The organism is Achromobacter sp. 01N37 (assembly GCF_056399725.1).
The window spans coordinates 594,266-619,107 of the sequence record NZ_JBFTRX010000002.1 but is presented as its reverse complement, the minus strand read 5'-3'; the positions used below and the strand labels follow the sequence as shown (position 1 = coordinate 619,107).

Here is a 24,842-nt window from a genome sequence, read left to right as displayed (position 1 = left end):
CGGTGCGCAGCTGCTCGGTATAGGTGAAACGATGCAGCGCGGGCTGAGCCGGGTCGCCGCCTGCAAGCGGCACGTATACGACCGGGCCGCCGGCGATTTCGCCGTGGATGTAGATGCGGTCGCCGTGAATCAGCCGATGGCTTTTCTCGCTATGTTCGTAGCGATGGAAATAGCCTTCTTCGGCGGCCAGCCGGTTCAAGAACGCCAGATCGGTTTCGCCGGCCTGGACACAATATTCCCGTGGCAAGTGCTCGTTCGTGGTGACCTGTTCGTAGTCGGTGATGCCATGGCGCTTCAATACATCAGCCAAAATCTCTGGCACGGACAGCTGCTGAAACACGCGCCAGTCTGAACACAACGCCGCGCGCGCAAGCGATGGCTCGACCACGGCGCGGTAGCGAGTGCGCCGAAAGCCGGTGTCGCCTTGTTGAAAGGCCGTCACGATGCCATGCACATGGCGCACCGCCTGATCGCCGCGCCAGATCGTGAACAGCGCGGGTTCATCCAGCATGGCGCCGAAGTCGATGGCGGGGTTGAAGCTGGATAGGTCCAATTCCAGCCGATAGGTCTCGGACAGCGCCTCGTCCAGCGTGAATTCGATGACGTCGAAATCCAGACCGCGGCCAGAGGGCGTGAAGGTGAAGCGCAAATCGGATTGGCGGGGCATGGCGGCATCCTGAGCAAAGGCGCGGTGAATCGCGCAATACCGGGCTAATGCAACATCCGTGCCAGCTTTCGCATCACGCTTTTAACGTCAATGAAATCAACGACATACACCGAATCCAGCAACGCCATGCAAACCGCCGTAACCCGTTCTCCGCTGAAAACAGCACGTTTGCCGCGAAAATCGGGCCAGTTTTGACTCGATAATTTTCAAGCCCTTGATTCATAAGCATTTATCGGCGGGTCAAATCTGGCCCGATCGGGTCAAATTTGGCCCGCGCACGGGGAGACCTGCCTTACTGGCCATGTTCCACACACCATTTCCACCAGCCATGCGCGTTCCGCATGGCCCCGTTCAAAACCGGCATATCCGCTACGCCCCTTTCGTCCCTACCATGAGTTCCACCGATGCGGCGCATGCCGCCGGTCAACACCACAACAACACAAGGGGCAGGACATGAGTGAAACCGTCCAGGCGGTGCTACGGGCTGGCACGCTGACCGGCGTACGCGATAACGACGGCGTCTGCCGCTACAGCGCGATTCCCTATGCACAAGCGCCCGTGGGCCGTTTGCGCTTTGCGCCGCCCGAACCCGCAACGTGGCGCGGAGACCGCGACGCCACCCAGCCGGCACCCATTGCGCCGCAGATTCCGTCGCGCTTGCGCGGCGCGATGGGCGACTTCGACGTGCCGCAATCGGAAGACTGCCTGCACCTGACCGTCTGGACGCCGGGCGCCGACACCGCGCGGCGGCCCGTCGTGGTGTGGCTGCATGGCGGCGCATGGCAAAGCGGTGGCGGCGCGCTGGACTGGTATGACGGCGCGCGCGTGGCCGCAAGCGGCGGCATCGTGGTCGTGGCCGTGAACTATCGGCTGGCCGCGCTGGGATGGTTGTATGTGCCCGGCGAGACGGCCAACGTCGGCCTGCTGGATCAAGAGGCCGCCATTGATTGGGTGTTGGACAACATTCAAGACCTGGGCGGCGACCCGGAACGCATCACGGTGATGGGCCAATCGGCGGGCGCGTCGTCGATCTGCGCGATGCTGGCGCGGCGGCCGCGTTTCTCACGCGCCATTCTGCAAAGCGCGGCGCTGGGCCGGGGCTTTCGAACAGCCGCGCAAGCCGAAACGTTGGGGCGCGCGTTCTTGCAGGCGGCCTGCGTTGACTCGCTGGAGGCGGCGCGCGAACTCCCGGTGTCCGCGTTGCTCACCGCTCAGCAAGCCCCCGCGGTGGCCGAAGCGTTGCAAGCCGAAGGCAGCCGCCGCAGCCAGTTCTGCCCGGTCCTGGACGGACACGTGCTGCCGCAAGACATTGCGCCGGCATTGAAGGCAGCAGCGTCCCGCGCGGATGTGCTGGTGGCTTACACCCGCGACGAGATGGCCGCCTTTCCCGGCCACGCGGCGGATGCTGCTGGCCGCGAACAAAGCGAACAGGTGTTCGGCGCGCCGTCGCGGCAATGGGCCACGGACGCCGTTGCGCTGGGCCGGCAAGCATGGCTGGCCCGTTTCGACGTTGCGCCCACATCGCGCTTTGGCGCCTGCCATTGCATTGAACTGCCGTTCGTCTTCGGCACCGTTGACGCTTTCGCCGCGGCGCCCATGCTCGCCGGGTTGCCCGGCAGCCACGCTGCGCAATTGACGCGGCAGACACAGAACGCCTGGATCGCATTCATCCGCGGCGATACGCCCGGCTGGCCCATGGCGCCGCATCAGCAGATTCTGGCCTGAAGGCGGGCGGACAAGGGTCAAAGCTCACGTTCACCGCCCGAAGTTGCAGCCTGAGTTCATAGCTCGAATGCACCGCCGCCGCACACACCAACAACACAAGGGGAATTCCATGTTCAAGCAAACCGCGCTGGCGCTTGCGCTGCTCGCGCCATTGGCCGCTCACGCCGCCTATCCCGACAAGCCCGTCAAGATCATCGTGTCCAACCCGCCGGGCGGGCCGGTGGATGTGATGTTGCGCGTGTTGGCCAGCAAACTGGGCGCGGCCTGGGGGCAGCCCGTGGTGGTTGAAAACCGGCCGGGCGCCTCGGGCATCATCAGCACCAGCGCGCTGGTGAAGTCCGCGCCCGACGGCTACACGCTGGGCATGGTGGTGGCTTCCACCGTCACCATCGTGCCGTTCGCGGTGGACAGCCTGCCGTTCGATACGCAGAAAGACTTGCAGCCGGTGTCGCTGGTGGCGCGCACGCCGTTCATCTTCATCGTTCCGAAAGACAGCCCCATCAAGTCCTGGGATGACTTCGTCCGCGAAAGCAAGACGCGCAGCTTGAGCGTGGGCTCGTTCTCCATTGGCACGGCGTTTCATCTGGTGTGGGAGCAGACGGCGCGGCGCGCCGGCATCAAGGCGCTGTACGTGCCGTCGTCGTCATCCGGCAAGACGCAGAACGATTTGATCGGCGGCCAGTTGGATGTGGGGCTGGATGCCCCGTCCAGTTCCAAAGGCCTGATCGACAGTGGCCGGCTGCGCGCGCTGACCATCACCAGCCCCGAGCGTTTCGGCGGGTTGCCCGACACGCCCACACTGAAAGAGTCTGGCCTGAACTACGCCCCGCAACCGTGGATCGGCCTGATGGCGCCAGCGGGCGTGCCAAAGGACCGGGTCGCCCTGATCCAGAAGTCTGTGTCGGAAATCCTGAAGGAACCCGCGATGCGGGCGCAGATGGAAACGCTGGGCATGATTCCCATCGGCAGTACGCCGGACGTGCTGGCCGCCACGATTGAAGCGGATCGCGCCGAGATGGCGCCCTTGATCAAGGAGCTGGGCATCAAGCTGCAATAGCGCATTGCGCCCTCTACATCGCCAACGCCGCCTTCGCGAAAATTCCATCGGCCGGAATCAAAACGCGCCGATTTTAAGCATCCGTAACAAACACGCCGGCGGCGTGGCGCTTGGGTAAGATCCTCACCCAATAACAGGTTAACAACCACGAGGAGACCCCCATGCAAGCACGCAAGACGCTGTTCCGCCTGGCGCCGTTGGCGCTGGCCGCCCATCTGTTGATGGCCGGCCCCGCCGCCGCGCAAAGCGCGCCCGGCACGCAAGGCCCGTTGCCGCCCGCGCCCAATGCGGCGCTGTCCGAACAGATCGRCCAACGCGCACGCGCCATCGAAGACAAGCTCATCGCCTGGCGCCGCGACATCCACCAACACCCCGAACTGGGCAATCAGGAAACGCGCACGTCCAAGCTCGTCGCCGACCATCTGCGCGCGCTGGGCATGGAGGTGAAGACGGGCGTGGCGGGCACGGGCGTGGTTGCGGTGCTCAAGGGCGGCAAGCCCGGCCCCGTGGTGGCGTTGCGTGCCGACATGGACGCGCTGCCCGTGAAAGAACAGGTTGACGTGCCCTTTGCGTCCAAGGCCAAGGGCACCTATCTAGGCAAGGAAGTGGACGTGATGCACGCCTGCGGCCACGACACGCACACGGCCATCCTGATGGCCACGGCCGAAGTGCTGGCCGGCATGAAAGACCAATTGCCTGGCAGCGTGAAGTTCATCTTCCAGCCCGCCGAGGAAAGCCCCGCCGACTTCGAACCCGACGGCAAGAAAATCTGGGGCGCCAAGATGATGGTGCAGGAAGGCGTGCTGGAAAATCCGAAGGTGGACGCCATCTTCGGCCTGCACGTGTCCAGCGCCTATCCGGCCGGCTGGCTGTCGTGGCGCAGCGGCCCCGCCATGGCCGCGGCCGACCAGTTCTGGATCGACGTCACCGGCAAGCAGACGCACGGCGCGCGGCCGTGGTCGGGCATCGACCCCATCGTCGTCAGCTCGCAAATCATTCTGGGCTTGCAGACCATTCCCAGCCGTCAGATCAACAGCATGCTGGAGCCGGCCGTCATCACCGTGGGCGCCATCCATGGCGGCAACCGCATGAACATCGTGCCGGACAGCGTGGCCATGACGGGCACCATCCGCACGTATGACGAAGGCATGAAGAAGGACATCCACCAGCGCATCGCCCGCACCGCTGACATGATTGCGCAAAGCGCAGGCGCGAAGGCGGATGTGCGCGTGGTCGAGCTCTACAACGCCACCGTCAACCACCCCGCGCTGACCGAGAAAATGGGCTCCACGCTGCGGCGCGTGGCAGGCGAAGGCAACTACGGCCTGCAACCGAAGTCCACCGCATCGGAAGACTTTTCGTTCTATCAGGAAAAAGTGCCGGGCATGTTCTTCTACCTGGGCGTCACGCCCAAGGGCACGGATGTGGAGAAGGCCGCGCCGAATCACTCGCCGCGATTCTATGTGGATGAATCGGGCTTGATCAACGGCGTGCGCGCATTGTCGAACCTGACGGTGGACTACATGGCTCGCGCGCAGCAAGGAGGTTGAACGGCTGCCCGCATTGCGGCCATTCCGCATTGACGCCCGCGCGGGCGCTGGATAAAGTGGCCGGCAACCTTGCGCCATCGGTGTCGATGGCGTTTTCTTTGATGCAGGGCTCGCGGTGCGCCGCGGCCTCACACGGGACTCTCCATGAACAACATCCGCGTCGGCATTGCCGGCTTCGGCGCCATCGGCCAGGCCGTGGCGCAATCCCTGGATGCCGGCCTGCCCGGCCTGTCGCTTGCCGCCATCGGGGTACGCGATCCCAGCGCCGCCCCCACCGTCGCATGGACGAACGCCGCGCCGCGCTTCACCACCATTGACGCCTTGCACGAGTATTGCGACGTGGTCGTGGAATGCGCCCCCGCCGCCGTGTTCCGCAACATCGCCGAACCCGTGCTGCGCGCGGGCAAGAAGCTGGTGGTGCTCAGCTCCGGCGCGCTGCTGCGCAACGATGACCTGATCGAACTCGCCCGCCAGCATCATGGCCAGATCATCGTGCCATCGGGCGCCATCCTGGGCCTGGACGCCATCACCGCCGCCGCCGAAGGCGTCATCCATTCCGTCACGATGATCACCCGCAAGCCGGTGCAGGGCCTGCTGGGCGCCCCCTACCTCACCGACAACAACATCGACATCGCCGGCATCACCGAACCGCGCCTGATCTTCCGCGGTTCACCGCGTGAAGCCGCCATCGGCTTTCCCGCGAATTTGAACGTGGCGGTCAGCGTGTCGTTGGCCGGCATCGGGCCCGACCGCAGCACCCTGGAAATCTGGGCCGACCCGTCGCTGGGACGCAACGTGCACCGCGTGGAAGTCGTGTCTGACGCCGCCACGTTCTCGATGGAAATCCAGAACATCCCGTCGGCCAACCCCAAGACGGGCCGCATCACCGCGCAAAGCGTCGTCGCCGCCTTGCGCAAGCTGTCAGGGCCGTTGCGCGTAGGCACCTGATCAGGCCGCCGCCCGTAGTGGCGTGCCAGCAGCGGGCGGCGCCATCGGGCCGGCCGTCCAGCCACCCGCGCCATCCAGGTCCAGCCGATGCGTATGAAACGGGTCCAGCGTGCTGCGATGCCCCACGCTGACCAGCATGCAATCAGGTAAAGCGCTGCGCAGCAGGCTGTACAGCATGTGCTCAAGCCCTTCATCGGTAGCGGATGTGGCTTCGTCCAGGAACACAATGGCTGGCCGGTTGAACAGCACGCGTGCAAACGCCACGCGCTGCTGTTCACCAATGGACAAGATGCGCGACCAGTCCGCCACCTCGTCCAGGCGCGCGCTTAAATGCCCCAGGTTGACTTGCCGCAGCGCATCGGCCAGCCGGGCGTCATCTTGCGGCAGGGCCACCCCCGGATACGCCACCGCGCTACGCAAGTCGCCCAAGGGCAAGTAAGGCCGCTGCGACAAGAACAAGGCCGACGCCCCTTCCGGCCGCCGCACATGGCCTTGCGCATACGGCCACAGGCCGGCAAGCGCACGCAGCAATGTCGTCTTGCCGCTGCCCGACGGGCCTTTGATCAGCAAGGTCTGGCCGGGACGCAAGCGCAGATTCAAGGTGTGCAGCAAGACGCCGCCATCAGGCCGGCGAACCGTGACGCCATTGATGTCCAAGCCATCAGGCAAGGGTTCCGTATGCACCGACGGCAAGGCGCGCGCCGCTTCGTTGGCGTCAAGAAACCCATTCAGACGGTCCAGCGTGGCGCGGTATTGCGCAAAGGTGTCGTACGACGTGCGAAAGAACGACAACGCGTCCTGCACCTGCCCGAACGCTTGGGACGTTTGCATCACGTCACCCAGCTTGATCGCGCCGGTAAAGAAGCGCGGCGCTTGCAAGATGAACGGAAACACCACCGCCACCTGGCTCACCGACAGGTTGAAGCCATCGAACTTCAAGCCCCGGTAAACGCGCGCCCACAAGTTGGCGATGTAAGCGGTGAAACGCGTCCACAGGTTGCCGCGCTCGACGGCTTCGCCTTGATAGAACGCGACGTTCTCGGCGTTCTCACGCAAGCGCACCAGCGCATAACGGAAGTTAGCCGTGAGCCGCTCTGACAGGAAATTCAGTTTGATCAACGGCCGTCCGATCTTGAAGGCAAACCATGTGGCGACGATCACGTACAGGAATACGACAAACACCATGGCGCGCGGAATCTCCACGCCCGCCACCGTCAACGGGCCCGACAAGCCCCACAAGATGCCCGTGAACGCCACCAGCGACACCAGTGCGCTCAACGCGCCGATAGCCAGCGTGCGTGAACCCGTCACGAACATCGTGATGTCTTGTTCGATGCGCTGGTCGGGGTTGTCGACCGGTTCGTTGACGAAGTGGCCACGGTAGTACGCGCCCGCGCCCAGCCAATCGCGCGTCAGGTGGTCATTGAGCCAGACGCGCCAATGGATATCAAAGGCCTGGCCCGCGTAGCTGTCGGCCAGCGTGCGCACCACATGGACCGTGGCCAGCACGGCGAAGATGCCCAGAAAGCGCCAGAACGCGCTCTGGTCCAGCGCTTGCAGCGCGCTGTAGAAGCCGTTGTACCAAAACGAGAACAGCACCGTCATGCGCACGGCCGCCATCGCCAACAGCAGCAGCAACGCCAGCGTCAATAAGGGACGCCAGCTGCGGCGCGGGGTCAGATAGGGCCAGGCCAGGCGCCAGAACTTGCGCCCCCAATCGGTGGTGCGTGCGAGCACCACGGCAATCACCGCCATGGCGACGGCGGTGATGCCGAACGCGCGCGCCAGCCAGATTGCGCTTTCCACAAGTTGTTGTTGCCAGTTCAGATCCATGGACACCCCCATCGTCGTTTCTGGTTAGACGGGGCGGGCGTGCCGGGTTCCGAAGAAAATGCCGTTTTAAGCCAGGCTTAAGCGTTCTGGCAGGGCAACTGAATGCGCAGTGAAAGCCAGCACTGTAATCAGCGTGCGGCCAGGTCCAGGTTGGCGAACATGTCGGCCAAGGTGGGGACGGAACGGGCGGGCCAGATGGCGCTCAGGTCGAAGCTGGGCAGCGTCTGCCCGTCGCTCACGTCGCAGAAACGCACCCCGCCAAAATTCATGGTGCGTATCCAGCTGGGCAACAAGGCCACGCCGCAACCGCCCGCTACGCAAGACAGCACCGTCAGCGTGCGGTTCGCTTCTTGGGCAACGTGCACATCGTGGCCGCCCTTGCGCATGGCATCCAGAATGCCCGCATAGAACGCGGGCAATTGCGCTTGCGGATACATCACCAGCCCGGCTTGCGCGATTTGCGCCATCGACACCTTGCCGTCTTCGGCAACGTCGAACTCGTCCGGCACGGCGGCTACCAGCCGGTCACGCAGCAGTTGCCGTTCGCGCATGCGTCCGCCCACCGCCACCGGCGTATGCATCAGGCCGATATCGATCTCGCCCGTCTGCAAGGCTTCGGCTTGCTCGGCGTTGCTCATCTCTCGCAAGATGACGCGCACGCCCGGCGCTTGGCGGCGCATCTCGCGCAAGGCGCGCGGCAAGGTATCGAATAGCGCCGACGACACCAGCCCCACCGTCAACTGCCCGGCACTGCCCCGCCCGATCTCGCGCGCGCGGTGCGCTGCGGCGTCGATGCGCGCCACGCTGATGCGCACGTCTTCCAGAATCGCCAATGCCGCCGGGGTGGGCGCGGCGCCCTGGCGCGAACGCTCGAACAGCCGCACGCCCAGGTCTTTCTCCATGCGGCCCAAGGCCTGGCTCAAGGCGGGCTGCGCGATGCCCAGCCATTCCGACGCGCGGCTGACGCTGCCATGGTCCACCACCGCCAGGAAGTACCGCAGGTGCCGTGTTTCCATATCGTTCCGATATATATAAAGCCAATTTAGACAATGGAAAACTATACCCCGAGTTCCTAGAATTCCGGCTAATAGAAGCGCGTTGGGCCACGCCCGCCTAAGCGAATAGCAGCCCTTGGCACCGCCCGCCGCAGAGAACAGAAGCGCTGGTCCACGCCCGGCGCCAAGAACAGGAGACCGCTTTGCCCCCGCATTCGACCGGCGCCGCCGTCGACACCCACGCGCACGTGTTCCGGCCCGGTTTGCCCCTGGCTGACGCCCGCCGCCACACCCCCGATTACGACGCCACGCCCACGCAGTACCTGGCGCTGCTGGATGCGCACGGCCTCTCTCATGGCGTGCTGGTCCAGCCCAGTTTCCTGGGCACCGACAACCACCACATGGTGGACGCGTTGCGCGCAGCGCCTGAACGGCTGCGCGGCGTGGCCGTGGTGTCCCCCGACATCACCGACGCCGCGCTGCAAACGCTGGCCGATGCCGGTGTCGTGGGCATCCGCCTGAATCTGATCGGCCTGCCCGCGCCCGAGCTGCACGCGCCGCCCTGGCAAGCCTTGCTGGCCCGCGTGAACGCGTTGGGCTGGCACGTTGAAGTCCATCTTCAAGCCCTGCGCCTGCCGGACGTCATGCCCACCCTGCTGGCGGCCGGATGCCGCGTGGTGGTGGACCACTTTGGCCGGCCCGACCCGGCGCTGGGCGTGTCCGACCCGGGCTTTAAGTATCTGCTGCAACAGGCGGACAGCGGACGCGTCTGGGTCAAGCTGTCCGCGCCTTATCGCAACTGGCAGGCCCCGGCTTGCGCGGCTTCGGGCTGGCTGGCCACGCAACAACTGCTGCTGGCCTTTACCCCCGAACGTTTGATGTGGGGCAGCGACTGGCCCCACACCGAGCATCGCCACGTGGCGTCCTACCCTGCCGCACGGCAGTGGCTGGACGCGTGGATCGACGACCCCACGCAACGGCGCATCGTGCTTGCCGATACGCCGTTGCAGCTATTCCAATTCCAAGGAGACAAAAAATGAACCCTCTGATCAAACGCCTGGCGCGCCGTGGCGGCTTGCTGGTTGCCGCCGGCCTGTTGGCGGGCGCCGCCAGTTCGGCGTCTGCCGCCTATCCCGAACGCGCCATCACGCTGGTGGTGACCTATCCGCCCGGCGGCACCGTGGACGTCGTGGCCCGCTTGATCGGCCCCAAGCTCGCAGCCGAACTCGGCCAGCCCGTGGTGATTGAAAACCGCGGCGGCGCGGGCGGCATGATCGGCGGCGCGGTGGTGGCCAAGGCGCAACCCGACGGCTACACGCTGATGCTCGACGCCTCCAACCATGCGCAGAACCCCGCGCTGCATTCCAAGATGCAGTTCGACACGCTGACCGCGTTTGCGCCCGTCTCGCTGCTGTTGCGCGTGCCGAACGTGTTGGTGGTGACGCCTTCGTATGAAGTGAAAACGGTGGCTGACCTGATCAAGCTGGGTCAGCCCGGCGCCAAGGATCACGTGTACTTTGCATCGGCCGGCCCCGGCTCGGCGCAGCATCTGGCGGGCGAATTGTTCAACCTGCTGGCCAAGACCCAGCTGCAACACGTGGCCTACAAGGGCGGCGGCCCGGCCATGATCGACGTGATGTCGGGCCAGGTGCCCGTCATGTTCGCCAGCATGGGTTCGGCGTGGCAGCACGTGAAGAACGGCAAGCTGCGCGCCGTGGCCGTGGGCGGCCTGGAACGTTCGAAGACCGCGCCCGATCTGCCCACCATTGCCGAGTCCGGCGTGCCGGGCTACGAGACTTATGAATGGAACGCGGTGTTCGCACCGGCCGGCACACCGCCCGCCATCGTCGACCAGGTATCGCAGGCGCTGGCGAAGGTGCTGAAAGACCCGGCCATTGCCGAACAATTGGCCGGCATTGGCGCCGAGCCCATAGGCTCGACCCCGGCCGAACTCGATACGTTCCGCCGCGCCGAAATCGCCAAATGGCAGCGCGTGGTGAAAGAAGCGAATCTGAAATTGGATTAAGCCGCGCGGGGCGTTCACGCCCGATGAACGGAGTTTGCAATGGCGCCCTGCGGGGCGCCATTTTTTCGCCGGGCGACGCACGGGGCTATCATTGCGCCTTGGGCAAACGCATTGCAGACCGCACATCGCAGAGAGCAGCAAGATGGACAAGATTCGACTCGACAAATGGCTATGGGCCGCGCGCTTTTACAAGACGCGCAGCCTGGCCGTGCAAGAGATCGGCAAGGGCCGGGTCCTGGTGAACGACCAAGCGGCGAAGCCCGCGCGCGAAGTCGCACCCGGCGACCGCATTACGATCCGCAAGGAAGACCCGGCGCTACAGGTGCAGGTGGTGGCCGTCAGCGGCGTGCGTGGCCCCGCCCCCGTCGCGCGCCTGCTCTATGAGGAAACCCCCGACAGCATCGCCGCCCGCGAACGTGCCGCCGAAATGCGCCGCCTGGCGCCCGAACCGGCGCTAGGCATCGAAACGGGCCGTCCGACCAAGCGCGACCGCCGCCTGATCGATCAGATGCGAGGCAAATGATGAAGCGCAGTTCAAGCGGCGGGCTGGTCTATTCCACCGAAAGCGGCCGCATGTGTCCCGAATGCCGCCAAGCCCTGACGCAATGCCAATGCAAGCCAGCCGCGCGCGCCGTGCCTGCGGGTGATGGCGTGGCGCGGGTCTCGCGCGAGACCAAGGGCCGGGGCGGCAAGAGCGTCACGCTGGTGCGGGGGCTGGCGCTGGAACCGATGGCGCTTGCGGTGCTGGGCAAGGAATTGCGCACGGCCTGCGGGTCGGGCGGCACCGTGAAAGACGGGGTGATCGAAGTGCAGGGAGACCACTGCGACCGCATCATCGACGCACTAACCACCCGCGGCCACCGCGCCAAGCGCGCTGGCGGCTGAACCTGACGAGACGACCATGAATGATCTGGCGGTAAACGGCGTGGCCAGTTGGCACGCGCATGTGTACTTCGACGCGGCCAGCCGCGATACCGCGTATGCGTTGCGCGAACGGGTGATTGCGCAGTTCGACGGCAAGATGGACATGGGGCGCTTTCATGAGCGCCCCGTCGGCCCACATCCCCAATGGAGCTACCAGATTGCGTTCACCCCGGCGCACTTCGCCGAGATCGCAACCTGGTTGACGCTGAACCATGGCGAGCTGGATGTCTTCATGCACCCCAACACCGGCGATTCTCTTCGCGACCACCGCGACTGCGCCGTGTGGATCGGCCGCAGCTACACGCTGAATCTTCAGGCGCTGGGGGCTTGAACGAAGGCGGACTGAATACAGCCGCTTGAACCTAGGCCGCTTGAACGTGGCCCACTTGAACTTGGCCCACTTGAACTTGGCCCACTTGAACTTGGGCAGCCTGATCACAGGCTGCCCAATTTGCTTTACAGCGCACGCCCCACGATCAGCGAATCCAACGCCATATCGGGTTCGCTGCTTTTGCCTTCATACGACAGCCGGCTCAGCACGTAGCGCATGGCGTTAAGGCGCGCGCGCTTCTTGCAGTTCGACTTCACCACGATCCACGGCGCGTCCGCAGTGTCCGTATGCGCAAACATCGCTTCCTTGGCGCGCGTGTAGTCATCCCATTTATCCAGCGACGCCAAGTCCACCGGGCTCAGCTTCCATTGCTTGAGCGGGTGCACTTTGCGTTGCAGGAAGCGGCGGCGCTGCTCTTCCTGGCTGACCGAGAACCAGAACTTGATCAGGTGGATGCCGCTGGACACCAGATGGCGTTCGAAGTCAGGCACCTGACGCAGAAAATCCAGATACTCCTGCTGCGAGCAAAAGCCCATGACGCGTTCCACGCCGGCGCGGTTGTACCAGGACCGGTCGAACATCACGATCTCGCCCGCCGTGGGCAGGTGCTGCACATAGCGCTGGAAGTACCACTGGCCCTTTTCGGTATCAGACGGCTTTTCCAACGCGACCACGCGTGCGCCCCGCGGGTTCAGGTGTTCCATCATGCGCTTGATGGTGCCGCCCTTGCCGGCCGCGTCGCGCCCTTCGAACAGAATCACCACGCGCTGCCCGGTCGCTTTGACCCAGGCTTGCAGCTTCAACAATTCCACCTGCAGCTGGTACTTCTGCTTTTCATAATTGCGGCGCAGCATGCGATGACGATACGGATAGATGCCTTCGCGCCAATCGGCGGCCAGCTCTTCATCAGGATTGCGGCGGCTGCCCGGCACTTGCGCATTGGCGTCCAGCAGCGCGCGATGCACGGCGCGCGCATCGTCCGCCGACAGTTCTTCGATGACCGAACGCAGCGCGTCGTGCGCCTGCGTATCCGCGCCGACGGTGTAGCGGCGCGCAATGTCCGACAGCACCGACACCGCTTCCTGCCGCGCCGCATCTTCGCGCGCTGCGACTTTCTTGCGCGCCTGCAATGCCGGCTCGATGGCAGGCTTGTCGCCCGATTCAATGGCGGCATCAATGGCCGGACCCGCACCCCGCGCATTCGCCTTGACGACAGCCGCCGCCTTGGCCGGCGTGCGGCGCGAAGTCGTGCCGCTGCCTGCGCGCACCGAGCGTTTGGCGGCGCCCTGCGTGCCGCTTGCGCGCGGCTTCGCGCTTATGGCGGTGTCTGATTCGGCGGCTTGCGGTGTCTTGTCTGTCATGTGTCCAGTCCTTGCTGCGCTTGTCGTTTTGCCCACACCGGCCGGCCAGTCGCCGGCGACCTGCGAGGCAAAGGCAACACCCTAACGCGCGCCTTCAGGCGTGGATTTGACGAGAATCAAACGTTGTAACATCTATTGCGATTTCATTGCAGCCGCGCCGTCCGATACACTGCCCGATCCGCCTTCAGCCTTCATCCTTCATCCTTGCCATGTGGTCACGCATCAAGCGGTTCTTGATCGGCCCGCCTCCGCCCGAAGACCCTTTCCGCAAAACCGTGCGGTTCGACGACACCGGTTTCACGCGCCAGTGCGAATTGGCGCGCGCGATGGGCTTGCAGGAGTTCTGGCCGTGGAGCGATGTCGAAGAATTCGGGTTCGCCTTCAGCAAGGCGATGTTCCCCGACCCCTGGTATGGCGACTACATGGAAAGCCTGTGGTTCCTGCGCTTGCGCTGCGAAGACGGCGATCTGATGCGCGTGGATCTGGAAGAAGACCAGCTCGCCATCGACCAGCTGCCGCCCGCACTGCTGCGCCATCTGCCTGGGCTGGATGTGGACGTGCTGCGCGAAGGCCTGGCCGTGGCCGGCCGCGGCCCGCGCCACTTCGACGGCGAAGGCATATGGGTGGCATGGCGGCGCACGTCGGCCCAACCGCCTCAGCCGCCTCAGCCGCCCCACTCGCCTCAGCCGCCCGACTCGGTCGACTCGCCGAATCCGCCGACTCGCGGTTACGGCACCGCCCCCCAGCCAGACCCTACACGCGATCCAGACCCTGCTTGAGATCCGCCAGAATATCTTCCGGCGTCTCCAGGCCCACGGACAAGCGCAACAACCCTTCGGACAAGCCATACTTCTCGCGGTCTTCCGCGGAATAGCTGGCATGCGTCATCGACGCCGGATGCTGGATCAGCGTTTCCGGGTCACCCAGGCTGACGGCGATACGCGCAAGCTTCAGGCTGTTCAGCAGATTGCGCCCGGCCGCCAATCCGCCCTTCAACTCAAACGCCACCAAACCACCGCCCGCCGCCTGTTGGCGCAGCGCGATGTCCGCGCCCGCGGTGCCGGCAAGACCCGGATAGAACACATCCGCCACCGCCCGATGCTCGCGCAACAGCTTGGCCACCTTCAAGGCAGATTCGCTATGGCGTTGCACGCGCAGTTCCAGCGTCTTGATGCCGCGCAGCACCAGGAACGCGGTGAACGGCGACAACGTGGCCCCCGTGAAGTAGCGCAGGCCTTGCAGACGGATGGCGTCAATGTGCTCCTTGCGCCCCACCACCGCGCCCGCCAGCAAGTCGCCGTGGCCGCCCAGGTATTTGGTAGCCGAATGCAGCACGATGTCCGCACCATGTTCCAGCGGCCGTTGCAGCACGGGCGTGGCGAAGGTGTTGTCCACGATGGTCAGCAGGCCCTTGCCGCGCGCAATGGCGGACACGGCGGCGATGTCGACCAGGCGCAAGTTCGGATTGGCCGGCGTCTCGAAATACACGGCGCGCGTCTTGGGGCCGATGGCGGCGGCCACCGTCTCGGGCCGCGTGAAGTCCGCAAACACGGCGCGCACGCCAAAGCGCGTCAGCCCCTGTGTGAACAGCGTGAAGGCGGTGCCATAGACAATCTGGTCCACCACGATTTCGTCACCGCTTTGCAGCAGCGAAAACAGCGTGGCGGAAATCGCCGCCATGCCTGAAGCCGTGACCACGCCCGCCTCGGCGCCTTCCAGCGATGCCAGCCGCTCTTCCAGCAACGCCTGCGTGGGGTTGCGCGTGCGGCCATACACATAGCCCTGCTTCTCGCCCAGGCGAATCTGGTCGAAGGCTTCGATGCTGTCCTGCGTGTAGGTCGACGTCAGGTACAAAGGCGGCGACAAAGCGCCTTGCTCATCCAGCGGGTCGTAACCCAGGTGTATGGCGCGCGTGGCGAAGCCTTGCTTCAAGGTGTCAGACATGTGAACTCCTGTCATCAGATGGCGCAAAGGCATCCCGCCCTTGCAAGAAATTGCACGGTCCCGACGCGGCCCGCAGGCGTTGACGGGTGCAGATCCACTCGTTACATTGCAAAGCAATGTCCCCAATTTTTGGTGCGCCATGACGTCGCAGGAATCGTCCCCGGAGTGCTCCCCGCGGCCGCCGAAGGGCCGGCCACGCCGCCTGCGCATCGCCGTCGCGGTGGGCCTGGTGGTGCTGATATGCGCCGCGGTGACCGGGCTGAGCCAAATGCGCGACCGCGAACAGGAACGCGTGGCGACCGGCGAAATCCGCAAGGTGGCCGACACGCTCAACCTGATGGTCAGCGGCGCCGAAAGCGAATCCGGCGAACTGCCGTCCATTGACCCTACGCCCAAGGCCACCGGCTTCTACGGCGAAATGGAGCGCGCCTTCAAGACCATTGCCAGCGAACGCCTTGCGCAGCACAAAGCCTATGTGCAAGAGCTCAAAACCATCGGCATGCCCCGCCTGCTGGATGCGCATCGTTTGGCGCAGGACGCCGGCCTGATCGAAAGCCGCATGATTCTGGAACAGGCCGAACGGCTGGTGCCGAAGTACCGGCAGCAAAGCCTGCAAGTATTGAACAACATGCCCACACTGATCCGTTCGCTGGCCATCCGCGAACCGGAAAAGCAGAAGATGCTGCACACGCTCGATACGTCGCTGGCGCAGCGCAACGAAAGCCTGGAACAGGTCTGGCGCCTTGAAACGCGCATCCTGCAAGAGTTCGGCAAGATGATCACGCTGCTGGATGACAACCGCCAATACTGGTATGCCGACCACGATGAACTGATGTTTGTGCGCGATGCTGACCTGACGCGGTTCCATCAGCATCAAGCCGCGATTGGCAAGATGGCGACGGAACAGGAACAGCTGGGCAAGCGGCAGTTGGCGAACGTGTTTTCGGCGTTGCGGTAGGTGCGGCCGCCATCGCCCTGCCTGCTGCCGCGCGCGCTTGGGGCTCATCCGCCCCCGCCCTACCGCTTGTGGTCCGCCCGGCGTGACAACCATTCGCCGGTGAACTGCACGATCGACACCAGCGCGATCAGAATTACGATCACTTCAAACATCACGCGCGTTTCATAGCGTTCGTAACCGTAGCGGATGGCCAGATCGCCCAGGCCGCCCGCGCCCACCGCGCCCGCCATCGCCGACGCGTTGATCATGGCGATGACGCTGACCGTCATGCCGCCGATGATGCCGGGCAAGGCCTCGGGCAGCAGCACGTGGCGCACGATGTGCCAGCGCCGGCACCCCATGGCGCGCGCCGCTTCCACCAGCCCATGGTCCACATCATTCAGGCTGACCTGCGCAATGCGGGCAAAGAACGGCACCAGGTTGGCCGACAGCGGCACAATGGCCGCCCACGTGCCCAACGTGGTGCCCACCAGAAAGCGGGTGAACGGCAGCATGGCCACCAGCAAAATGATGAACGGGATGGCGCGGAACGTGTTCACCGTAATGGACAGCGCCTTGTTGAAGCGCGGCTTGGGATAAAGGTTGCCGGGCGCGGTCACCGTCAGCACCACCGCCAGCGCCAGGCCGGACACGATTGCGATGACGGCGGACACGCTCACCATCGCCAGGGTCTGCAAGAACGCTTGCAGGTATTTATCAAGCATCGGCAGCGACATAACCCAGCACCTTGATCTGATCGGCCACCAGCGCAGCGCGCGCGGCCTCTTCCTGTAATGCGCCCGCTGGCACGGAAACCAGCAGGCTGCCCTGTGCGTGGCCGCTCAAGCGGTCCAGGCCGCCATGCAACAGCGTGGCGCCCGGCCCCATCGCGGCCAAGGCTTGCAATGACACGCCCTCCGGCCTGCCGTGCCCCGTGAAGCGCAGCCGCAAGATGGCAACGCCATCGCGGCCTTGCAGATCGGGCACCAGGCGCGCCGCCAGGTCCGCCGGCAGCTCATGCTGCAAGGGGCGCAGCAAGGCGCGCGTGGCATCCGCTTGCGGGTTGCCGAACACGCGCCAGACGTCGCCCAGCTCAACCTTGCGGCCGCCGTCCAGCACCAGCACCCGATGGCAAACCTCGCGGATCACCGCCATGTCGTGCGTGATCAGCACCACCGTCAGCCCCAGCTTGCGGTTGATGTCTTGCAATAGCGCCAGAATCGATTGCGTGGTCTCGGGGTCGAGCGCCGACGTGGCTTCATCGCACAGCAGGATTTCGGGTTCATGCACCAGCGCACGCGCAATCCCCACGCGCTGCTTCTGCCCGCCCGACAGCTTGGACGGATACACGTCGGCCTTGTCGCGCAGGCCCACCATGTCCAGCAAGGCCTCAACGCGCGCCCGCGCGGCGGCGGGTTTCACACCAGCCACACGCAAGGGCAGCGCAACGTTTTCAGCCACGGTCTTGGCGGACAGCAGATTGAAATGCTGGAAGATCATGCCGATGCGGCGGCGCAGGCCCACCAGCGCATCTTCATCCAGCTGGCCCACGTCCACGCCATCCACCTGCACGCGGCCCGCGGACGGGCGTTCAAGCATGTTGATGGAACGCAGCAGCGTGGACTTGCCCGCGCCGCTGCGCCCGATAATGCCAAACACCTCGCCGCGCGCCACCGAGAACGACACGTCGGCCAACGCCGTCACCACGCCTTGCGCGCTGGGATAGCGCTTCTGCAATCCGTCAAAGACGATGTGCGCGTCAGACGCAGCAGGGTCCCCGGCCGCCCGAGACGGCGCGGGTTGGGAAAATTCGTGTTGCATCATGGCCTTGCCCGGCTTAGAAAACCGGGATCACCGAGCCTTCGTACTTGCTCAGAATGAACTGGCGAACTTCCTCGGAGTGGTACGCCTTCACCAGCTCGGGCACCCACGGCGCGTTCTTGTCTTTTTCGCGCACGGCAATGATGTTCACGTAGGGATTGTTTTCTTTCTTCTCCACGGCAATGCCGTCACGCGTGGCGATCAGGCCGGCCTGGTACGCAAAGCTGTTGACGATGGCGGCGGTATCCACATCCGGCAACGAACGCGCCAGCACGACCGATGCACTTTCCACGAAGTTCAGTTTCTTGGGGTTGGACGTGACGTCCGCCAGCGTCGCCGTGCCTGTTGCCGGGTCAAAGCCGTCTTTCAAGGTAATCAAACCCTGATCGCGCAAGATGACCAGCGCGCGGGTCTGGTTGCTGGGGTCGTTCGGAATGCCCACCTTGGCGCCGTCCGGCAGCGCTTTCAGCGACTTGTATTTCTTGGAGTAGAAGGCGATGGGCGAGATCAGCGTGTTCGCCACCGGCACGATCTTGTAGCCGCGCTGCTTGATCTGGTCGTTCAAGAAGGGAATGTGCTGGAAGGCGTTGGCCTCCAGGTCACCGTTGTTCAGCGCCTCGTTGGGGCTGGCGGTGCCGGTAATGATCACGGGTTCCACAGCCAGGCCGTTCTTCTTGGCGACTTGCGTCACCACTTCCCAGATTTGCTCGTCCACGCCGCCACGCACGCCCACTTTCAGCGGCTTGGGGTCCGCCGAGAAGGCGGGGCCATGGAACATCGCCGCCGACGCCAGCACCGCGCCCACCAGCGCTTTCAGAAAGACGCGCGTGCGATTGACGGTTGGCGATGCGCCTTGCTCGGACGCCGCAGCTAGAAAACGGGTAGTCATGATGGAATCGCCTCTAAGTCAATGCAGTTATGAGAGAGACGATTCTAGGGAGGGCCCTGGCGGCCACGAACGAATACTTCGTTGAGTCCTTATTACAGGGATCTTTGGATATGGCCGGGCGGCATAAGCGATGCGCCCGGCCATGGTGCGCGGACGGTTGGCGCGTAGTTCAGGTCAGGTCAGATCAGTTCAGGTCAGTTCAGATCAGCTCTGGTCAGGTCTGGTCGAAGCCTAGAACGGCTTGACCACCACCAGCGTCACGATGACTGCGCATGCGATGACGGTGAACGGCGCATACAGGTCGATCATCGGCGGGCGCTTCAGATTGCCCTTCACCATGCGGCGCAAGGCCGCGCTCTGGATGCCCAGCAACGCCGACAACGCCAGCGCGAAACCCAGCTTGACCCAGATCCAGTTCATGGCGAACCAGCCGAAAGCCATGGCCAGGTGCAGGCCGATCAGCCACGTGATGACCATGGCCGGGGTGGTGACCCACAGCGTCCAGCGCCGCAGCGCGCCAAGCATCTTGCGTTCTTTGGGCGCCTCGTCACCGTCTTGCGGTTGCGACGACAAGAGGAACAGCGAGACGAACAGCGAGCCGACGATCCACGCAACGACGGCCGCCACGTGGGCCATTTTTAATAATTGATAAGTCATGGCCGGCATTATCGCCGGATGCTCGGAGCCGGCAAGCGGCGCGCTGAACGCCCGTTTGCGTCAGCGCAAACCGGACGCGGCGATCAGGTGCAGGTGGCGGGCATATCGGAAGTGACGGTCAGTTGCCGGTGGCAGGGGCACCCGCCGCTGCCGGCGTCGAAACGGCAGGCGTCGTAGACGTGGCCGCCGGGGTCGTTGTCGGGGTGGTGGTCGTCGGCGAGGGGGCTGCGGTCGGCGCCACAGGGGTCGTGGCCGTCGTACCCGACTCCGCGTTGCCTGCCGTGGACGGCGGCGTGGCATGCGGCGCTTCGGCTGCCGGCGCGGCCTTGTCCGGCGCGGCTTCCGTGGCCTTTGCTGCCCCAGGCGCCGGAGACGGGCCATTCGCCGCAGCCGGGTTCAAGGTGTCGGCCGGCGCATCCGGCGACACCACCGGATCGGCAGGAACCAGCGGTTTGGATTGCGAAGCGCGGGCGCGGCTGGGCGTCGGAACATGCGGCGCGGCGGCGGCTTCGGCATCCGGCAGGAAGCGCTGCAACAGCTGGAAGAAGCCTTCGTAGAACTTGGGCCGCGACACGGTCTGGCTGGCCGTCTTCACCAGCGAATCGTCGCTGGAGCCAAACGGCATCGACACCTGGCCCAGCACGCTCACGCCCACGCTGGCCGAACTGGTGGTGCGCTTGATCGAGTAACGATCCTGCACGGCATTGGCGAACACGGTGGCGCGCTGGTTGGCGCTGCCGTCCGAGGCGCAATCGATATTGAAATTGATCTGCGTATGCAGCCCGTCTTCGCCCTGGAAGTTCTTGTGGCCCGACACACGCGCCGGGTCGAAGCGGTCGATGTTGTAGCCCTGGCTCAGCAAGGCGCGGCGGCCCGCGTCGCAGGCCGTGTTGCTGGCGGTGGGAAAGGTGCGGGAAAACACGTCGTTCTGCGCGAAGTCTTCTCTTTCGTATGCCGCTTTAGGGGACGCGCAGCCCGCCAAAATTGCCGAAACGCAGACGAGCAGGGGAACAGACAAACGACGGGTAACGCAGGGCATGAGGGGTCCAGCTGTTGGCGTAAAGGGGGCATTATCGGCCACGAAGGGGGAATCTGGCGAATGGCCCACTACCGGCCGTGATGGGTTGAAACAGGTTTAACGGGGCCAGGGTGCGCCGCACTGCTCCGCCCCTATTTTTCGCTCCGGTTTTGCCGGCCCCGACACCGGCGTCGAACACCGCCCCCCTGTGGCCGCGCCATCCTAAGCCTCCTCCCTACGCCACTCTTACGCAGCGCACCTCATGCCCCGCCGCCACCGGCACGATGTCAGGCACCTTCGCCAGGCATTGCGCTTCTGCCAGACTGCAACGCGGCGCAAACGAACACCCCGGCGGTAACGCGGCCAGGTCGGGCGGGGAACCTGGAATGGTTTCAAGCCGTTGCCCTTTTTGCATGGCGCCGTGCGCGCGGCCCTTCAACAGCGCCAGCGTGTACGGATGGCGCGGTGCGCGCAACAGGTCGGCCATGCTGCCCTGCTCCACAATGCGCCCGCCATACATCACGGCCACGCGGTCCGCAATTTCGGCGGCGGCGCCGATGTCATGGGTCACGAACACAATGGCCAGCCCCAGTTCGCGTTGCAGCTCGCGCAGCAACAGCAGAATCTGAATCTGCACCGTGGCGTCCAGCGCGGTGGTGGGCTCGTCGGCCAGCAACACCTTCGGATTGCAGGACAGCGCCAGCGCAATCATGGCGCGTTGGCGCATGCCGCCCGACATCTCATGCGGATACGCTTGCAGCCGGCGCTCGGGGCTGGGAATGCGCACGCGTTCAAACAATGACAGCGCCCGCGCGCGCGCCTCGGCGGCGCTCTTGCCGGTATGCCGGCGCACCATTTCCTCGATCTGGCGGCCCACGGTATAGACCGGGTCCAGCGCCAACAGCGGCTCCTGGAACACCATTGACACCACCGGGCCGCGCATTGCGGCCAGCTCGCGCGCATTCATCGCCAATACGTCGCGGCCGTCCACCACCATTTCACCGCTGATGCGCGTGCGGCGCGGCGGGTGCAAGCGCATCAGCGCGCGCAGGGTCACGCTCTTGCCGGAGCCCGACTCACCGATCAGCGCCACCGCTTCGCCCCGCCCCACTTCCAGGTTCACGCCGTTCAAGGCATGCACGGTCTTGGCGCCCGCCTGAAACGCCACTTCCAGGTTGCGGATGCTGACCAAGGGGGATGTTGTCGCGGTCATGTCAGCGCTCCTGATGCGGCATAGCCGGAATCGGGTTGATGAATCAGGCAGCGCACGGCGTGGCCGTCTAGCTGCGTCATGGCGGGCGCCTCTGCCGCACAGGCCGCGCGCGCCAACGCGCAACGCGTATGGAAACGGCAACCGGACGGCGGATCAATGGGGTTGGGCGGGTCCCCCGACAAGGGCGCCGATTCCGTGCGCTGCCCGGGTTCCATCGACGGCATCGAACGCAGCAGCGCCTGCGTGTAGGGATGACGGGGCGCATCAAACACCTGGTCCACCGGCCCCAGCTCTACGACTTCGCCCAGGTACATCACCATGACGCGGTCAGAGATGTACCGCACCACGTTCAGATCATGGCTGATGAACATATACGTCAGCCCGAAATCGTCTTTCAGGTCCAGCAGCAGGTTCAGCACCTGCGCTTCGACGGACTTGTCCAGCGCGGACACCGCCTCATCCAGAATCACCAGCCGGGGGTGCAGGGCCAGCGCGCGCGCGATGTTCACGCGCTGACGCTGGCCGCCAGACAGTTCATGCGGGTAACGGCCGGCAAAGCGTTGCGCGTCCAGCCCCACGCGGCCCAGCAGCCCGCGCGCAACCGCAATGGCGTCGCGCTTGGCGCTGCCATGCACCAGCGGGCCGAACGCCACCGAGTCCTCGATGGTCATGCGCGGGTTCAGAGACGAATAACTATCCTGAAACACCATCTGCGTCTGCCGCCGGAATTCGCGCAGCGCCAGCGCGCGCGACCCCACGGCCATGCCGTCAAACACCAGTTCGCCATGATCCTGCTTGATCAGCTGCATGACCAGCCGCGCGGTGGTCGACTTGCCGCAACCGGATTCGCCCACCACGCCCAGCGTTTCGCCTTTCTTCACATCGAAGTCCACGCCGTCCACCGCGCGCACGGCGTTGCCGCCCCGGCCGCGCGACAGCGGGTCACGCTTCAACGGAAAGTGTTTGATCAAACCGCGCACGCTCAGCAAGGGCTGTGCGGGGCCGCCTACGTCTTCGTGCGTGACACGCACGGCGTCGATGACAGCGTTCATTCCTTGACCTCCATGGCCGAGCGCAGTCCGTCGGACAGCAGGTTGAAGGACATCGACGTGATGAAGATCATCACGCCCGGCAACGCCGCCACCCAAGGCTGCGTGTAGATGGCGGTGCGCAAGGTGTTCAGCATCAAGCCCCATTCCGGTTCAGGCGGACGCACGCCCAAGCCCAGGAACGACAGGCCCGACGCCAGAATCATCGACACCGAAATCAGGCTTGTGGAATACACGAAAATCGGCCCCAGCACGTTGGACAGCACATGCGCGCGTACGATCGTGAACGGCGATGCGCCGGATGCGCGCGCCGCGTCCACATAATCGCTGCGCCGCACTTGCGTGGTGACGCTTTCGGCCACGCGCACAATCTGCGGCACGAACACGATGGTCAGCGACAGGATGGCGTTGAAGATGCCCGCGCCCAACGTGCCTGACAGCGCAATGGCCAGCAGCACCGACGGAAACGCATAGAACACGTCCACCACCCGCATGATCAGCGTGCTGGTCCAGCCGCCCGCATAGCCCGCCAGGATGCCGATGGCGCTGCCCACGACGAACGCGGCAATCACCGGCACGATGCCCATGAACAGCGACAGGAGCGCGCCCAGCATCAGGCGGGACAGCATGTCGCGGCCCAGCTCGTCGGCGCCCAGCGGGTAGCCTTCGGTGCCGATGGGCCGCAGGCGTTTCAACATCGACGCCTGGAACGGGTCGGCCGGTGTGATCCACGGCGCCAGGATGGCGATGATGATCAGCGCCAGGATGACGCCGCCCGCGGTCAGCGCCAGCGGGTCGCGCCGCAAGCGGCGCAACACATTGGACCAATAGCCCGGCGACCGCGCCACGGGGGCCGTGACGGCCGCCGCGGTCAGGCTGGCAACGGAATCCGTCATATCAGCTCCTTTCGATACGAGGGTCGAACAGCCCTTGCAGGATGTCGACCGCCAGGTTCAGGATCACGAAGAACAACGCCAGCACCAGAATCGTTCCCTGCAACAAGGGCAGGTCGCGCTGGAAGATGGCGGCGTTGAGCAGGAAGCCCGTGCCGGGCCACGAGAACACCGTTTCGATCAGGATGGAGCCGCCCAGCAGATAGCCCAGTTGCAGGCCCATCACGGCCAGGGCCGTGGGCGCGCAATTCTTGACGACATGCAGAAACACGCCCAGGTCGGTCAGCCCGCGCGCGCGCAAACCCACCACAAATTCCTGCGACAGCGTCTCGGCCACCAGCGCGCGCACGGTGCGCGCGATGATGCCCATCGGAATCACCGACATCGTCACGGCCGGCAGAATCATGTGGCGAAAATGCGCCCAGTCCGCCGTCCACTCGCCGGACCCGCCCGGCCCTGCCCCCGTGGGCGGCAGCCACATCAGCTGCGTGGAAAAAAGGATGACCAGCACCATGCCCAGCCAGTAGTGCGGCACGCTGACGCCAATGACCGACACGAAGGACGCCACGCGGTCCATCACCGAATTGCGGTAATAGCCACCAACGAACCCCAGGAATGCGCCCACGATGAAACCCAGCAGCGTGGCCAGACAGGCCAGCCGCAAGGTGTTACCCACAGCTTTGAAGACCTCGGCGGCCACGGGGCGGCCGGTGGCAATCGACGTGCCCAGATCGCCATGCAATGCGCGCCACAGCCAGCCGGCAAATTGCTCCACCAGCGGACGGTCAAAACCATAGAGCTGCATCAGCTGCCGTTGCAGGTCGGCGGACGCGTCAGGCGGAAGAATGGAGACCAGCGGATCGCCGGGCGCCAGATGGATCAGCAGAAAACAGAGCAGCGCGACCCCCACCATGATGGGCAGGGCGTACGCGATGCGCCGGATAAGGTAAGACAGCATAGGCGTCACCGGCTAGGGCGCTGGACGCCGCACACTCAAGGTGGCG

25 protein-coding genes are annotated in these 24,842 nt (G+C 64.9%); 11 read left to right on the top strand and 14 right to left on the bottom strand.

Going from position 1 to position 24,842, the window contains the following annotated elements:
- The coding region (locus AC1DSJ_RS06040; protein WP_476760278.1) for a type VI secretion system Vgr family protein at positions 1 to 667 on the bottom strand (667 nt) is incomplete at its 3' end.
- 453 nt (positions 668 to 1,120) lie between these two features.
- Here AC1DSJ_RS06040 and AC1DSJ_RS06035 point away from each other — a divergent pair.
- The 4 genes from AC1DSJ_RS06035 (at position 1,121) to AC1DSJ_RS06020 (ending at position 5,947) form a co-directional block, all read left to right on the top strand.
- Positions 1,121 to 2,392 carry a carboxylesterase family protein gene (locus AC1DSJ_RS06035; protein WP_441371574.1) on the top strand — a complete coding sequence of 424 codons (1,272 nt, stop codon included), beginning with the start codon at positions 1,121 to 1,123 and terminating at the stop codon, positions 2,390 to 2,392.
- A gap of 109 nt (positions 2,393 to 2,501) precedes the next feature.
- The gene (locus AC1DSJ_RS06030) at positions 2,502 to 3,449 is read left to right on the top strand and encodes a Bug family tripartite tricarboxylate transporter substrate binding protein (protein WP_441371573.1); all 948 of its coding nucleotides are present in this window, start codon (positions 2,502 to 2,504) and stop codon (positions 3,447 to 3,449) included.
- A gap of 161 nt (positions 3,450 to 3,610) precedes the next feature.
- Complete coding sequence (locus tag AC1DSJ_RS06025; RefSeq protein ID WP_476760277.1) at positions 3,611 to 4,999, top strand: amidohydrolase; 1,389 nt, start codon at positions 3,611 to 3,613, stop codon at positions 4,997 to 4,999.
- Between the two features lie 144 nt (positions 5,000 to 5,143).
- Complete coding sequence (locus AC1DSJ_RS06020; RefSeq protein WP_441371571.1) at positions 5,144 to 5,947, top strand: aspartate dehydrogenase; 804 nt, start codon at positions 5,144 to 5,146, stop codon at positions 5,945 to 5,947.
- On the opposite strand, the gene AC1DSJ_RS06015 is transcribed toward AC1DSJ_RS06020, so the two are convergent.
- Both AC1DSJ_RS06015 and AC1DSJ_RS06010 read right to left on the bottom strand, forming a co-directional pair.
- Positions 5,948 to 7,780, bottom strand: a complete 1,833-nt coding sequence (locus AC1DSJ_RS06015; protein WP_427946837.1) for an ABC transporter ATP-binding protein/permease — start codon at positions 7,778 to 7,780, stop codon at positions 5,948 to 5,950.
- Between the two features lie 128 nt (positions 7,781 to 7,908).
- Positions 7,909 to 8,796, bottom strand: coding sequence for a LysR family transcriptional regulator (locus AC1DSJ_RS06010; RefSeq protein WP_441371570.1), 888 nt, complete (start codon positions 8,794 to 8,796; stop codon positions 7,909 to 7,911).
- Between the two features lie 182 nt (positions 8,797 to 8,978).
- On the opposite strand from AC1DSJ_RS06010, the gene AC1DSJ_RS06005 reads away from it, so the two are divergent.
- From AC1DSJ_RS06005 to AC1DSJ_RS05985, 5 genes are all read left to right on the top strand, one after another.
- Positions 8,979 to 9,815, top strand: a complete 837-nt coding sequence (locus AC1DSJ_RS06005; RefSeq protein ID WP_441371569.1) for an amidohydrolase family protein — start codon at positions 8,979 to 8,981, stop codon at positions 9,813 to 9,815.
- The gene (locus AC1DSJ_RS06000; RefSeq protein WP_441371568.1) at positions 9,812 to 10,801 is read left to right on the top strand and encodes a tripartite tricarboxylate transporter substrate binding protein; all 990 of its coding nucleotides are present in this window, start codon (positions 9,812 to 9,814) and stop codon (positions 10,799 to 10,801) included. Before AC1DSJ_RS06005 ends, AC1DSJ_RS06000 begins: the two co-directional genes overlap by 4 nt.
- A 142-nt stretch (positions 10,802 to 10,943) precedes the next feature.
- Positions 10,944 to 11,324, top strand: a complete 381-nt coding sequence (locus AC1DSJ_RS05995) for an RNA-binding S4 domain-containing protein (RefSeq protein WP_054422075.1) — start codon at positions 10,944 to 10,946, stop codon at positions 11,322 to 11,324.
- Positions 11,324 to 11,686: a translation initiation factor Sui1 gene (locus AC1DSJ_RS05990; protein WP_175171396.1), complete on the top strand. Its 363-nt coding sequence runs from the start codon at positions 11,324 to 11,326 to the stop codon at positions 11,684 to 11,686. The genes AC1DSJ_RS05995 and AC1DSJ_RS05990 overlap by 1 nt, the downstream gene beginning before the upstream one ends.
- A gap of 16 nt (positions 11,687 to 11,702) precedes the next feature.
- The gene (locus AC1DSJ_RS05985) at positions 11,703 to 12,056 is read left to right on the top strand and encodes a DOPA 4,5-dioxygenase family protein (RefSeq protein WP_441371567.1); all 354 of its coding nucleotides are present in this window, start codon (positions 11,703 to 11,705) and stop codon (positions 12,054 to 12,056) included.
- A gap of 125 nt (positions 12,057 to 12,181) precedes the next feature.
- Here AC1DSJ_RS05985 and ppk2 read toward each other — a convergent pair whose 3' ends face one another.
- Positions 12,182 to 13,417 (bottom strand): polyphosphate kinase 2, encoded by a 1,236-nt coding sequence (ppk2, locus tag AC1DSJ_RS05980; RefSeq protein WP_441371566.1) that lies wholly within the window; start codon positions 13,415 to 13,417, stop codon positions 12,182 to 12,184.
- A gap of 209 nt (positions 13,418 to 13,626) precedes the next feature.
- On the opposite strand from ppk2, the gene AC1DSJ_RS05975 reads away from it, so the two are divergent.
- Positions 13,627 to 14,196, top strand: coding sequence for a hypothetical protein (locus AC1DSJ_RS05975; protein ID WP_441371565.1), 570 nt, complete (start codon positions 13,627 to 13,629; stop codon positions 14,194 to 14,196).
- Here AC1DSJ_RS05975 and AC1DSJ_RS05970 read toward each other — a convergent pair.
- Complete coding sequence (locus AC1DSJ_RS05970) at positions 14,171 to 15,361, bottom strand: trans-sulfuration enzyme family protein (protein WP_054422078.1); 1,191 nt, start codon at positions 15,359 to 15,361, stop codon at positions 14,171 to 14,173. The two genes, AC1DSJ_RS05975 and AC1DSJ_RS05970, sit on opposite strands and share 26 nt — an antisense overlap.
- A 139-nt stretch (positions 15,362 to 15,500) precedes the next feature.
- On the opposite strand from AC1DSJ_RS05970, the gene AC1DSJ_RS05965 reads away from it, so the two are divergent.
- Positions 15,501 to 16,319 (top strand): hypothetical protein, encoded by an 819-nt coding sequence (locus tag AC1DSJ_RS05965; RefSeq protein WP_175171285.1) that lies wholly within the window; start codon positions 15,501 to 15,503, stop codon positions 16,317 to 16,319.
- Positions 16,320 to 16,378: 59 nt separating this feature from the next.
- Here AC1DSJ_RS05965 and AC1DSJ_RS05960 read toward each other — a convergent pair whose 3' ends face one another.
- From AC1DSJ_RS05960 to AC1DSJ_RS05920, 9 genes are all read right to left on the bottom strand, one after another.
- Complete coding sequence (locus AC1DSJ_RS05960; protein ID WP_054422080.1) at positions 16,379 to 17,035, bottom strand: methionine ABC transporter permease; 657 nt, start codon at positions 17,033 to 17,035, stop codon at positions 16,379 to 16,381.
- Positions 17,016 to 18,122 carry a methionine ABC transporter ATP-binding protein gene (locus tag AC1DSJ_RS05955; RefSeq protein ID WP_441371564.1) on the bottom strand — a complete coding sequence of 369 codons (1,107 nt, stop codon included), beginning with the start codon at positions 18,120 to 18,122 and terminating at the stop codon, positions 17,016 to 17,018. Before AC1DSJ_RS05955 ends, AC1DSJ_RS05960 begins: the two co-directional genes overlap by 20 nt.
- A 13-nt stretch (positions 18,123 to 18,135) precedes the next feature.
- A complete protein-coding gene (locus tag AC1DSJ_RS05950) occupies positions 18,136 to 18,897 on the bottom strand; it encodes a MetQ/NlpA family ABC transporter substrate-binding protein (RefSeq protein ID WP_054422429.1) in 762 nt (253 codons plus the stop codon).
- 342 nt (positions 18,898 to 19,239) lie between these two features.
- Positions 19,240 to 19,665 carry a CopD family protein gene (locus tag AC1DSJ_RS05945; protein WP_441371563.1) on the bottom strand — a complete coding sequence of 142 codons (426 nt, stop codon included), beginning with the start codon at positions 19,663 to 19,665 and terminating at the stop codon, positions 19,240 to 19,242.
- 118 nt (positions 19,666 to 19,783) lie between these two features.
- Positions 19,784 to 20,587: a DUF2242 domain-containing protein gene (locus AC1DSJ_RS05940; RefSeq protein ID WP_441371562.1), complete on the bottom strand. Its 804-nt coding sequence runs from the start codon at positions 20,585 to 20,587 to the stop codon at positions 19,784 to 19,786.
- Between the two features lie 331 nt (positions 20,588 to 20,918).
- Positions 20,919 to 21,896 carry an ABC transporter ATP-binding protein gene (locus AC1DSJ_RS05935; protein WP_054422084.1) on the bottom strand — a complete coding sequence of 326 codons (978 nt, stop codon included), beginning with the start codon at positions 21,894 to 21,896 and terminating at the stop codon, positions 20,919 to 20,921.
- Positions 21,893 to 22,948, bottom strand: coding sequence for an ABC transporter ATP-binding protein (locus AC1DSJ_RS05930; protein ID WP_181953174.1), 1,056 nt, complete (start codon positions 22,946 to 22,948; stop codon positions 21,893 to 21,895). Before AC1DSJ_RS05930 ends, AC1DSJ_RS05935 begins: the two co-directional genes overlap by 4 nt.
- Positions 22,945 to 23,841, bottom strand: a complete 897-nt coding sequence (locus AC1DSJ_RS05925; RefSeq protein WP_441371561.1) for an ABC transporter permease — start codon at positions 23,839 to 23,841, stop codon at positions 22,945 to 22,947. The genes AC1DSJ_RS05930 and AC1DSJ_RS05925 overlap by 4 nt, the downstream gene beginning before the upstream one ends.
- A gap of 1 nt (position 23,842) precedes the next feature.
- Positions 23,843 to 24,796: an ABC transporter permease gene (locus tag AC1DSJ_RS05920; RefSeq protein WP_054422086.1), complete on the bottom strand. Its 954-nt coding sequence runs from the start codon at positions 24,794 to 24,796 to the stop codon at positions 23,843 to 23,845.
- Between the last annotated feature and the right edge of the window lie 46 nt (positions 24,797 to 24,842).